Here is a 12693-nt window from a genome sequence, read left to right on the forward strand (position 1 = left end):
CATTCGGGGGGATTCCCGGCGGAATCCCCCCCGAAGGGGCGAACGCCGGAAATCGGAAACATATAATAAATTCAAAAGCTTGGAGGATTTCCGCAGCTAGCGGGAACCTGGGAACGGGCATGCAAAATTGTTCCTTAAATCAGCAGGTTGGAGACCTTCCCAGGTTCTGTGTTCCCACTGGGAACCGGAAACCGGGAACGGCTTAGTTTTTACTGCGTACATGCCCAGGTAAAAACGTACCGTCACCCTTGGCGAATGGGCCGTCTGGGATGTCCAGCCATTTGGTTGACCTTGATCCTTTGGCCAAGGCAGTTACAATCATCTTTTCGTCGAGCAGCTTCTCACACATTTTCTCAAGACGATGCTTGGCGATACCGGAGAGCACGCTCCCTAACTCGTGGCGTCTTGAAAAAAGACCGCTTTCGCCTGTTTTTGTATAAGGCTTGCCTTGTTGCTCCGCTTTTGCAATCATGTCAATAAGTGTATTTTCATTTTCTTCTGTACTTTCTGTACTTGCACTAACCTCCTTTGTTACATCATGAAGAATACCGTTAAATCCGCGCATGAATGTTGAGACATGTTTGTTTGCCAAACCGTTGCTTTTAACAACCGCCCCACACACAAAGCCACAACAACCTACGGATTGTTTCATATTTGAAATTATTGTTTTATTCTGGCATTTCTTTTCAATATCGATACCTTCCCATAGCGTGTACACGGAACGAACTCCGTCAACGAGTCCGGCGGTTCCCCTGATCGCTTCCCGAGCATCTTTGGCATCTTTAACTTCTTTTGTTTTCCGGAAGTGGTGCGAAATGATCACCGAAGCACCGGTTTCGGCGGCAAGAGCAGACATTGTCGAACAAACAAACTGTGCATATTCTGGAGTGTTCAAATCAAGCGCACAAAAAACTTGCAATGGATCAATGATAATAATTTTTACATCATTTATTATTTTCATTTGGCATACAATCTCTGACCATTCAGGTGTAGCTATCGGGTTTTTAGTCCCAGCATCCATCTTAAAAAATAATTTTGATCCTCCCACGCTCGGAATTGGAATGGCAATCAGTCGTTCGCACGGTCCACCGAGTGTGGCTATCCTATTATGAAGCTCAATATCATCATCTTCACCGCTCAAGTATATGGCGGCTCCTTCCTGACAGAGCATGCCGCCAAAATGTCGCGGCTTCTGCGATTTCGCCGCTACTCCGCGAGCAACATCATGCGCAAGACCAAGAAGAGAAAATGACTTTCCAACTCCCCCGGCGGCAGCAAGCAACGAAACTTGGCCAAGCGGGAAAACGCCATCCACGAGATATTTGCGGACTGGTGGTGTCCCTGAAAATTTCTTTGTCGACCGCCACTCCTCTAAACATACTTTCTGGCAGCCATGCGCCGCATCGGATTCGACAGAAGCAACCAGCCTCGCCGCTGCAAGTGAGCTTTTTACCGCTTCAAGACCTTCCGCCTGTGCCAAATCATTGAAATCCGATTTTCCATCATGATCGCGAAATTTCGGGACAGCCAAATCAGCGCCGATCTTGCTGGCGGCAGCTTTTCCTTTTGTTAATCCCGGATTTCCCGCCGTGGCATTGTCGTCATCCGCCGCAATGATAATTTTTTTGTCACGGTATTTTTCGCGTACAGATTCCGCAACCGCCATGATATTCCCCGCAGTAAACGCGATAAAAGTTGTGGCACCCGTAACGGCATGAATGGTTGCTCCCGTAGCATAACCTTCAACGATATAAATCGACTCATCGCCCCCCTTGATTTGAAAATAACCGCCTGAGACCTTTCCGCCAGATAAAAAACGTTTGCTTCCACTTTGATCTATGAATTGAAGCGATTGCAGTTTTTCTTCAACATTAAAAACAGGGACGATCAGACGGCCGTCCTTTGCGCAACGCACTTCCCCCACAGCTTCGATATTTTTTCTCACCAAATAGGGATGGTCAGACGGGACTTGTTGAGCTTCGGCAAAGATGCGTGAAGCTTTCTCTTGAGCTTCCGCGTGCTGTTTGGCGAGATTTTCCTGACGAGCCATTTTGCTCGTTTCGGCACGCGCCTTGATGCGTGCGCTATCCTCAGGGGTGAGACGCTCTGCCCTTTTAAACGTCCATTTCCCCTCCTCACCCGTGCGATAGTTCTGGTACCAGCCAGACACCGGCGGATCAGGATGAAGGATGTAGGCACCATCCTTGCCACGCTCCTTGCCCACAGTGCCACAGCGGTGCAAATTCCCATCTGCGATGATTTCTTCAGAAACGAGACCAGCACGTTGGAGGACTCTCCTGAATTCGGCGAGGGCATCGGCCAGCATGCTTACCCCCCGCAGTTTTGGGGCGCATCACGTCCACCGGCCAAAGAATTGATCAGTTCTTGGATGTCCTCTGCTCTCCAAGCAGTCGTCCGTGGCCCGATTTTGACCGGCGCAGGAAAACGACCGTCTTTCACGCCTTGCCACCAGGTCGAGCGACTCACAGGGATCGGACCGGCAAGCCCTCGCTTTCGGTCGCCGATTATTTGCGGTAGGCGGAGAAACCCGCGCGTCTGTATGGGATCATTCCTGTCCACGGCAGCCTCCTTGGATGAAGTGGGTCCAAAGATGACTGACGTCAGGCTGATGGGATCAATGGGGAAATTTCACGGGCACAAAAAACTTGCAAGAATTATTGTCGATATATTACATGTAGATAAATCAAAGACGGAGATTCTTTGCTTGATTAAAAATCTGGTGGTCCCTTGGCGGGAAATCGTGCGGGGCAGGGGGATGCCCGTCAAGGCTATCCCACCCCAGGCAATCCTACCCCTGGTCAAATGGATTGCTCGTGGACTGGAGATGATCAGGGGTCAGCGCTCGTCCTCTTCTGAGCGCCTCTACTATTCGGCTTTTCGCGGTGTTGAACTTGGGACTGTCACCAAATGGGGAATTCTTCCATGAATATTCTTTTGCTAGCTGTGCAATAGACTTTCTATCCCTGGTGTGCATATATAGAATTTTAATACATTCTTCGTCTGTTAATGTTTTTTTCCTCCCTGCACTTTTTATTTCAATGTTTTTACTTGCCGGTAAATTTAAATGCACTTGACTTGATTCATTAATTATTAAACGAGAATCATTCTCTATTTTTGAATAATCCTCAATTTTACCGCTTCGAGAAACTACATCACCTGTATTATCTTTCACACATCCAACAGGTGTAAGATCATACTTTTCAACAATCATCTCAACGTCTTGCTTTCTGTAAATTGCATACCTATTCCTTTTAAATACTTTTGCGGCAATATCAGGGTCATCCACATTCCTAAAATTAGCAAGGATGCAGTTCGCTGGCGCTTTAGTGGCAACTATTTCATGATCTAACCTATTAAAGCCATATGCATCTATCTTGGAATTAATCAGCAAGCGACTCTTCTTAGGCTTTTCACGCGGAATGCGTACTGTCGTCTTTTCGCCAATCATACCATTATTGCTATTATTTATTGACACAGATATTCTTGGTCGATCACAGACCATTCTTTCATCAAAATATTTATACCCTGTATTTAGATCATACAAATCTAGCCCATTAATTATGAGATTATTAAGCTCAAAATCAACAAGGCCGTATTTTGTAATAATCTCTTCTCCCGTCAACCAGAATGTGTTCATTTTGCATCGCCTCATGGCAATACCATCTGTTCTTGTTTGCAGTTCAAACCTGAGCACTCTCAAAAAGAATCAGACCATAACGCCTACCTATTGGTGACTACATTAAAGGTCGCTATTTTTCGCCAGCCTTAAGCTTGTCAATGTAATCGCTCCACGCTTGCATCATTCGACGACGCTCGGGTAAATGTTCGGCAAAATTATACGCTGCTCGAACGGAATTTCGTTCAGCATGTGCAAGCTGGCGCTCGATAGCGTCACGGTTCCAACCCATTTCATTGAGCAGCGTAGAAGCCATGGACCTGAAGCCGTGCCCCGTCATCTCGCCTTTCTCATATCCAAGACGACGCAAGGCGGCGTTGACGGTGTTTTCGCTCATGGGGCGGGATGAACTACGTAAACTGGGGAAGAGATAACGGCCTGATCCCGTCAACGGCCTAAGCTCATCCAGGACCGCAATCACTTGACGAGAAAGCGGCACAATATGCTGCTCCTTCATTTTCATTTTGCTTGACGGGATGCGCCATTCTCCGTTTTCAAAATCAATCTCTGACCATTCCGCACGACGAAGTTCTCCAGGACGGACAAACGTCAACGGGGCTATCCGCAAAGCGCATAACGTCACGAATGAGCCTTGGTAGGTCTCAATTGCACGTAAAAGAGCAGAGATTTCTTTCGGATCGGTAATGCTGGCGTAATGCGTATGCTTAACAGGGGCAAGAGCCCCGCGAAGGTCCGCAGCTACATCGCGGTCAGCCCGACCCGTGGCAATAGCGTACCGGAACACCTGGCTGCACATCTGGAGGACGCGCCGCGCCGTTTCATTAACCCCCCTGGATTCAATTATCCGGATCGCAGCCAGTAACTCAGGAGCGGTAATGCCTTGAAGCGGTCGCGCGCCGATCGGAGGGAAAATGTTGCGCTCAAGTCGCTGAATTATATCCAATGCATGGGAGGGACTCCACTTCGGAGTGAACCTCTCGTGCCACTCCCGAGCAACGAGTTCAAAGGTGACGGTCTCAGCCCGGGCTTCGGCCTTCTCAGCTTTCCGGACCTCGCTGGGATCGACGCCAGTGGCAAGGAGCTTCCGGGCCTCGTCACGCCGCTCCCTGGCACCTTTTAAGGAGACATCGGGATAAACGCCAAGGGAAAGACGTTTTTCCTTCCCTTGGATACGATATTTCAGCCTCCACCATTTGCCCCCGTTCCGGGAAATCTCAAGATAGAGGCCTCGTTCGTCGAAGAGCTTTTGCGCCTTGGTGCTTGGCTTTGCGTTCTTGACCTTGACGTCCGTGAGCATTTGGGGGCAACTCCTTTTGCCTGTTGACCAGTTGCCCCCATTATTGCCCCCATTTGACCCCGGATGTCAATGGATAACCCTGGACTGCCTCGGACCATCTTTCTGCTTTTCTCACTGATATTATTCGATTTTAATTCATCGCTGGATTTAATTGGACTATCAAATGGCGGAGGGAGAGGGATTCGAACCCCCGGACGCTTGCGCGCCTGCGGTTTTCAAGACCGCCGCCTTCGGCCGCTCGGCCATCCCTCCGCATCACAGGCACGCCGCATGACGCGGCGTTTCCGTTCCCTAATCGCAAATCCGCCACGGGGCAAGCCTCGCCCCGGCAAACGCCCGGCCGCGCATCGCGCCCGCCTTTCGTTTTCCCCAGGCCTGCCCGGCCAACGGCCGGACGACAATCCCCCCTGTCTCGCTCGGCTTTACAGACGCGCGGGCATTGGACTATACTTCGATAGCCGCGCGAGACGTGATCCTGCAAAAAACCTCCCACGAGAAGACCTCTTGAAGCATCGCACCATCGCCTATATCCTTTTATGGTATCCCCTTCCCTCGGAGATGTTCATCTTTCGGGAGATCAAGAATCTCCATGGCCTGGGCCTGCCCATTTCCGTCTATTCCCTCTACGGCCCGGTCAAAAACGGCCTGTCCACGGAGATGCGCGCCGCAGCCGACGACGTGACCCGGCTGGGGGCGGCCGCCCTGCCCCGCATCTTCCGCGACGTGTGGACCTGGAGCAGACGCCGTCCCGACGTGTCCAGACGGCTGTGGGCCACCATCCCCTGGCGGAAATGGAGCTGCGCCGAGGTGGCCGCAGAAAGCTTCTGGTCCTTCCTGGCCGGATTCCGGCTGGCCACGCTTTTTGAGCAAGACGGCGTCACCCACGTCCACGCCGCCTGGGCCAACGGCCCGGCCACGGCGGCCTGGGTGGCCGCGACCCTGCTCGATCTGCCCTTTTCCTTTTCGGGCCGGGCCGGGGACATCCATCCCCAGGACGGCGCCCTGGCGGAAAAAATGCACGCCGCAGACTTCGTGCATACCAACAACCAGGCCAATGTCGACTACCTGGCCGGGTTCGCGGACGCTCAAGACGCCAAAAAGATCCACATGGTCTACAACAGCCTGACCCTGGCCAGTCGGCTCAAGGCCCGGGTACGCATGGAGCCGCCCTACCGGCTTTTGGCCGTGGGCCGGTTCTGCCGCACCAAGGGTTTCGGCGTGCTTATGCAGGCCTGCCGCCTGCTCGACCGCGAGGGCTTCCCCTTCCAGCTCACCCTGGTGGGCGCGGGCTTCCAGGGAGCCTACCTCCGCTTTCTACGCCATCATCTCGGCCTGCGGGCCCGCGTTTTTCTGCCCGGTTTCGTCTCCCACGACCGCATCACGGAACTTTACGCCTCAAGCGACATCTTCGTCATGCCCAGCGTCATCCACAAAACCGGCGATCGCGACGGCATCCCCAACGTCATCATGGAGGCCCTGTCCCACTGTCTGCCCGTGGTGGCCACGAACATCAGCGGCATCCCGGAGGTCATCGAGGACGGCGTGACCGGCCGCCTGGCCCCCCAACGCGATCCCGCCGCCCTGGCCGCCGCCATCAAGGAGATGGCCGCCGACCGGAAATCGGCCATGGCCATGGCCGCCGCCGGGCGCAAACGGGTGCTGGCCATGTTCGATCCGGACAAAAACAGCCGGGCGCTTTTCGAGCTGTACCGCGACGACGCGCCCCCCCTGGCGGCCGACGCCGCCGACGCAGGGAAGGACTAGCCCATGTGCGGCATCGCCGGTTTCGTCCACCTGGACCCGTCCGCCATGCCCCCGGCCGAGACCCGCCTGGCCTGGCTTGCGGCCATGACCGGGGCCTTGCGCCATCGCGGCCCCGACGGCGACGGCCACATCCTGGAGGGTCCCGCCGCCCTGGGGCATCGCCGCCTGTCCATCATCGACCTGTCCACGGGCGGCCAGCCCATGGCCGACGCCAATGATCTGGCCGTGGTCAGCTTCAACGGCGAAATCTACAATTTCCGGGAGATCCGGCGCGACCTGACGACCAAGGGCTACATCTTTCGCACCAACTCCGACACCGAGGTCATCGTCAACGCCTGGCTCGACAAGGGCCCCGATTGCCTGGACCTGTTCGAGGGCATGTTCGCCTTCGCCCTGTGGGACAAGCGCTCCCGCACCCTGTTCGCCGCCCGGGACCGGTTCGGCAAAAAACCCTTCGTCTACACCCTGCAAAAGGGGGTGTTCGCCTTCGCCTCGGAGATCACCGCGCTTCGGACCCTGCCCTTCATGGAGTTTTCCGTCACCACCCAGGCCCTGGCCCGGTTTTTGTCCTACGAATACGTGCCCACCCCGCAAAGCATCTACAAACAGGTGCACAAGCTAAGGCCCGGGCACTACCTGCTTTTGCACGACGGCGACATCACCACCGCGCCCTACTGGGACATGCCCCCGCCCGACCCGGATACGGGGCAAAACGAAGACGAGCTGTGCGAACGCCTGCGACTGCTTTTGGCCCAGGCCGTCAAACGGCGGCTGGTGAGCGACGTGCCTCTGGGGGTTTTCTTAAGCGGCGGTCTCGACTCCTCCACCGTGGCCGCGTTCATGGCCAGCATGTCCGCCCGGGTCAAAACCTTCAGCATCGGGTTCACGGAAAAAAGCTACGACGAATCCTCCTATGCCCGGGCCGTGGCCAAACGCTTCGCCACGGACCACCACGAACGCATCTTGAGCGCCGCCGAGTGCGGCGGGTTGCTCCCCGGGATAGTGGCCCGGTTCGACGAGCCCATGGCCGACCCGTCCATCGTGCCCACCTACCTGCTCTCCAAGGTCACCCGGGAAAAGGTCACCGTGGCCCTGGGCGGCGACGGCCCGGACGAGCTTTTCGCCGGCTACGAATATTTCGTGGGATTCAATCTGGCCGAAAAATACCTGCGTCTGCCCCGGCTCCTGCGCAAGGGCCTGATCGAGCCCATCGCCAGGCGGCTGCCCCAGTCCTCGGGCTACGTCAATCCGCGCGCCGTGGCCCGGACCTTCCTGGCCGGGGCCGCCGCCCCGCGCAACCTGCGCGTGCAGACCTGGCTTTCGGCCTTCTCCCCCGAGGCCCAGTTGTCCCTGTGGCGGCATCCGGATCGGGAGTTTCTGGCCCCGGGCCGCCTTTTTTCGCCCACCACCCGGCTTTTCGACGCCTTCCCCGCCGACGCCCCCCTGGCCAAGGTGTTCTACACCTTCGCCCGGCAGTACATGCTCGACTACATTTTGGTGAAGGTGGACCGCTGTTCCATGATGCATTCCCTGGAGGTGCGTGCGCCGTTTTTGGACCGCGACCTGGCCGAATTCGCCTGCCGCCTGCCCATCTCCATGAAACTGCGCGGGGACAAGCGCAAATACCTCCTGAAAAAGGCCGTGGCCGACATCCTGCCCCCGGAGATTCTCTCCCGCCCCAAGCGCGGCTTCCTCATCCCGGCGGCCATGTGGCTGCGCGGGAGCCTTGCGCCCCATATGGACGAGCTTTTGGGGGAATCCCACCTCAAAAGGCAGGGACTTTTCGATCCCAAGGCCGTGGCCAGGCTGCGCGCCGAACATCAGGACGGGACGTGCGACCATCGCAAGGAGTTATGGACCCTTTTAGTGCTGCAGCTGTGGCTGGCCGAGCACAACCCGGGCATCGCCTAGCGCGGCGCTCACAGACAGGCTCAAAATCGGATTTTCCCTTCTCCCTCCGACGTTCCCGAGTCCATCCGTTGCGACTCAAGACGCACCGCTCCCGCCGGGACACGCCCTTTTGCCACGCACATTGACTCCTGACAGCCATCATGCGAAAAAAACATGCGGGAGTGTCATGAAAGCGCGTGTTGTTCGTGCTACAGTCCTTCCAAATGCACGACGCACATCTTCATTGTAAGCATGTTAAGAAACCCAGGAAGAACCCGGCGATGCGCAAAACACACGTGCGGCACACCGTCATCCCGGCGCTTTTTCTGGCGCTCTCCCTGCTGTCGGCCCCGGCCGCGCTGCGCGCCCAGACCGATGACCTGGCCCTGTTTCTCCCGGCCATCCTGGCCGGAAGCCAGGCCATGGTCTTCGTCACCGAGGGCGCCTCGTTTTCCCCGGTGATCGTGGTCACAGGCAACCCCGACATCCGCTGGACCTTCGCCGACGGCACGACCAGCACCTCGGCCACGCCCACCAAAAATTACGGCTCGGCGGCCCGGCGGGAAAACCGGCTCGTGGTCACCCCCTTTAGCGCCGTCACCCGCATCAACATCGGCTACGACGCCGGAGACGGGGGCACGTACGACATCGAATTCGTCCCCGACCAGCAGGTCTCCGAGGTGCGAGGGCTGCATCTGGTCGCGCCCTCCCTGGCCCAGTGGTGCTCGTCCTACAACCGCATCCCCAGCCTGGACTTCAGCAACTTCCGAAATCTCGACACCATCGAATGCTACCTGTCCGGGCATCTCACCCAGGTCGGCCTGGCAAACACCCCCAAACTGCGCCGGGCCTGCTTCGAGGACTGCTCCCTGACCTCCCTCGACCTCTCCGGGAGCCCGAATCTTGAGGATCTGCGCGGGGCCGTCAACGACTATCCGACCATCGCCTTCGGCGCGACAGGGGCCCACGTCTGGCACATCTGCGTGCGGGACAACCCCCAGTTCGCCAATCGGGGCCTTTTCGCCGACATGACGCCCTTCCCGCTGATCTCCGAGCTTTTCATCTGGAACGACAACCAGGCCGGAACCCTGCGCATCCCGGCCACCAGTCCCGACAACACGGTCTCCATCCTGGCCTGGGACAACGCCTATGCCGCCCTCGACCTGTCCGGCGCCCTGCAAAACCTCGGCGCCACGGCCTCGGTGCAACTGCCGCGCAACAGCCTCACCAGCATAAACATCGCCGGGTGTCGGCAGATCACCGAACTCGACCTGCAAGACAACCAACTTTCGGCCGCGACCCTGGACACGCTCCTGGCCACCCTCGACGCCCTGGGCCGCAGCCAGGACAACGCCCCGGAAGGCGCGACGCTTCGGGCAGACATCCGGGGCAACGCCGCGCCCGGCGCCGACGGTTACGCCCACGCCGAAAACCTGGCCGCAAAAGGTTGGACCGTGGCCGCTACCGGCTGGACCCTGGAGCCGAGCCTGCCGGACAATGGAGAACAGCGCATCGATTTCGTCACCAGCGGCGACGCAACCAGCATGCGCTGCGACTTTCGCGGCGCCGCCACCGTGGGGGTCTGGCACTGGTCCGACGGCACGACCAGCCCGGCCGCCACCGCCGAGGCCGCCGCCAAAACCGGCCTGGGCGCGGGGCTGCACGCGCACCACCTGACCATCTCCAACGGCGCGGCCCTGCTCCGCTTCGGCGCAGGCGTCGGCGGCGCCGGGCAGCTCACCTCCATGACCGGCTTCGAAAACTGCCCCGCCCTGAGCATACTTTTCGCCTATCAGGAAGGCCTGCTGACCGCCCTGGGGCGCACCAACGCCACCCGGGTCCGGGAATACCACCTCAAGGGCACGGCCCTGTCCGCCGCAACCATGGATCAGCTTTTCGCCGACGCCGTGGCCTCGGAGGTCTTTAACGGGGTGATGTGGAGCGACAACGCCGGGACCGCCGCCAGCGACGCGGATCGGGCCACCTTGGCGCTGCGGGGATGGACGTTGGAAACGCAGTAAGCGGATAAACCGTGCGCCCCGGGTTACGAGGCCTTCTTTTTCCCTGCCGCCGGGACCGCCACCTCCCCGGTGAACCGTTCGATGCGTTGCTTGTACGCCACCAGCCCGTTGACCATGCCCTGGGCCAGGGTCTCCAGGTATTTGTCCGAGGCCAGCCGCTTGGCGTCGTCGGGGTTGGTGATATAGCCCATTTCCACCAGCACGGCAGGCATGCGCGCCCCCATGAGCACGTAGAACGGAGCCTCGTGGGTGCCCCGGTTGCGGGTCTTCCAGCGGGACACCGCCCCCACGGCCTTGTCCTGCACGGTCTTGGCCAGATCCCGGGATTCCTTCATCTTGGTGTTAAGCATCAGATCGGTCAGGATCAATTGCAGGTCGCTTATGGTCTTGGCCGAGACCGCGTTTTCGCGCGCGGCCACGCGCACGGCGTCCTCGGTGCTGGCCAGGTTCAGGGAATAGATCTCCAGTCCCGTGGATTTGGCGTCGCCGTGGGCGTTGCAGTGGATGGACACGAACAGGTCGGCCTTTTTGGCGTTGGCCATGGCCGTGCGCTCCTCCAGGGGGATGAACACGTCCCTGGTGCGGGTGTAGAGCACCTGGAAGCCGTGCTCTTGGAGTTTTTTGCCGAGGAGCCTGGCGAAACGCAGATTGACATTCTTCTCCACGAGACCGCCAAGGCCCTGTGCGCCGGGATCCTTTCCGCCGTGGCCGGGGTCGATCATGATGGTGCGCACGGTCAGGCCGAGCTGCTCCACCAGATCGCCGATGCGCTTCTCGCTGCCCGGGGGCGGCTTGTAGGCCGGGGGCGGCGAGGGAGTTTGCCCGGGGGTCTTGGCGGCCTGTCTGGCGGCGGCCTGTCTGGCGGCCTGGGCCGTTTCCTCGCGCATGGCGGCGTCGGGATCGGCGGCGGCCTTTCCGGACGGGGCCGGGGCGGCGGTTTTGGCGGCCTCCGGAGAGGGCTTGCTTTTGCGCTTAAACAGGTTGGACAGCCACCCATCGTATTTGTCCCTGGGCGTATCGGGCGAGCCGGGGTCGGCTGCGGCCGACGCCGTGCCGGGCCTGCCCTTGGCATAGACGTCGAGCACCACCCGGAAGGGGTTGTCCAGGGTGAAGACGTTGTAGCGCTCCAGGTTGTCGATATCCAAAACCACCCGGACCACGTCGGGTTTGTTGTAGGCGGCGCGAATCTGGCGCAGGATGCCGTCGGCGATTTTTTCGTCCGTGCGCACGGCCTGCCCCATGCGCACGTTGTCCAGATCGATGTACAGGCGGCGCGGGGCGGCGTCCTCCCCATTGGTCTTTTCGAGAAGCTGGTAGCGGAAGGTGGTTTCCCGATCCAGGCCAAGGGTGATGCGCGAATAATCCTCCCCGCCTGTTTTGGAGATCTCGCCGAGCATGGCCGGGGAAGCGGCCGAGGCCGGAGGCGGCGAGGCGACAGACTGGCGAGCGGCGGCGGTCTCGGTCGGGGCGGCGGCCTTTCCGGCATCCGCAGCCGCCTTTGCGGAACCGGTTCCCGAGGGCGCGGCCACGGCCGCCAGCCGGGGATCGGGGGTAAACGAGGGGTCCAGGCCGCGCAGCATCTCCACGGCCTCGGCCACCTTGTCCCCGTCGGGATAGCGTTTCAGGACGGACCGGAGTTCGCCCATGGCCTGGTCCTTGTCCTTGAGCCGGTCGCGCCAGACCACGGCCCGGCGCACATGGGCGTCGTCGGCCCAGACGTGGCGCGGAAAGCGGTCGATCATGCGCTGGTAGTGGTCCAGGGACTCCCTGGCGTCTTTTTCCAGATAGGAGCGAAAGGCCAGTTCCTCGAAAACCCATCCCCGGTAATACAGGGCCTTGGGGGCCAGGGGACCGTTTGGGGCGGCGCGGTACACGGCCACGAATTTTTCGTCCAGGGCCAGCCAGGGCTCCCGGAGTTTTCCGGCCTTGGCGTCGGTGGACAGGCGTTTGAACTCGCGCAGGGCGTCCTGATAGGTCTTGTCCGCGTTGGCGGCATGGACGGGGCCGTACTGATCGACACCTGCTTCCCGCGTGACGGCCAGCCTCTGGTCCTGGGCCGGGGC

8 protein-coding genes and 1 tRNA gene are annotated in these 12693 nt (G+C 59.0%); 3 read left to right on the plus strand and 6 right to left on the minus strand.

All coding sequences use genetic code 11. The features are described 5' to 3' along the window. Nucleotides 1–202 precede the first annotated feature (202 nt). From V3572_RS00095 to V3572_RS00115, 5 genes are all read right to left on the minus strand, one after another. On the minus strand, nucleotides 203–2326 hold the full coding sequence (locus V3572_RS00095; protein WP_332108926.1) for an AAA family ATPase: 2124 nt from the start codon (nucleotides 2324–2326) through the stop codon (nucleotides 203–205). A gap of 2 nt (nucleotides 2327–2328) precedes the next feature. Beyond that, nucleotides 2329–2580, minus strand: coding sequence for a helix-turn-helix transcriptional regulator (locus V3572_RS00100; protein WP_332108927.1), 252 nt, complete (start codon nucleotides 2578–2580; stop codon nucleotides 2329–2331). 229 nt (nucleotides 2581–2809) lie between these two features. Further along, complete coding sequence (locus V3572_RS00105) at nucleotides 2810–3658, minus strand: hypothetical protein (protein ID WP_332108928.1); 849 nt, start codon at nucleotides 3656–3658, stop codon at nucleotides 2810–2812. Nucleotides 3659–3770: 112 nt separating this feature from the next. After that, entirely contained in the window at nucleotides 3771–4955 is a 1185-nt protein-coding gene (locus V3572_RS00110) for a tyrosine-type recombinase/integrase (protein WP_332108929.1), read from the minus strand. Between the two features lie 164 nt (nucleotides 4956–5119). Further along, nucleotides 5120–5207, minus strand: a tRNA-Ser gene (locus V3572_RS00115). Nucleotides 5208–5513: 306 nt separating this feature from the next. On the opposite strand from V3572_RS00115, the gene V3572_RS00120 reads away from it, so the two are divergent. From V3572_RS00120 to V3572_RS00130, 3 genes are all read left to right on the plus strand, one after another. Next, complete coding sequence (locus V3572_RS00120; RefSeq protein WP_442877346.1) at nucleotides 5514–6719, plus strand: glycosyltransferase family 4 protein; 1206 nt, start codon at nucleotides 5514–5516, stop codon at nucleotides 6717–6719. 3 nt (nucleotides 6720–6722) lie between these two features. Next, nucleotides 6723–8630, plus strand: coding sequence for an asparagine synthase (glutamine-hydrolyzing) (asnB, locus tag V3572_RS00125; protein WP_332108931.1), 1908 nt, complete (start codon nucleotides 6723–6725; stop codon nucleotides 8628–8630). Between the two features lie 260 nt (nucleotides 8631–8890). Further along, nucleotides 8891–10630, plus strand: a complete 1740-nt coding sequence (locus tag V3572_RS00130) for a hypothetical protein (RefSeq protein WP_332108932.1) — start codon at nucleotides 8891–8893, stop codon at nucleotides 10628–10630. 23 nt (nucleotides 10631–10653) lie between these two features. Here the strand turns inward: V3572_RS00130 and V3572_RS00135 are convergent. Further along, on the minus strand, nucleotides 10654–12693 hold a 2040-nt coding region (locus tag V3572_RS00135; protein ID WP_332108933.1), incomplete at its 5' end, for an N-acetylmuramoyl-L-alanine amidase.

Origin of the sequence: Desulfolutivibrio sp. (genome assembly GCF_036584575.1) — a bacterium.
Taxonomy (GTDB): domain Bacteria; phylum Desulfobacterota; class Desulfovibrionia; order Desulfovibrionales; family Desulfovibrionaceae; genus Desulfolutivibrio.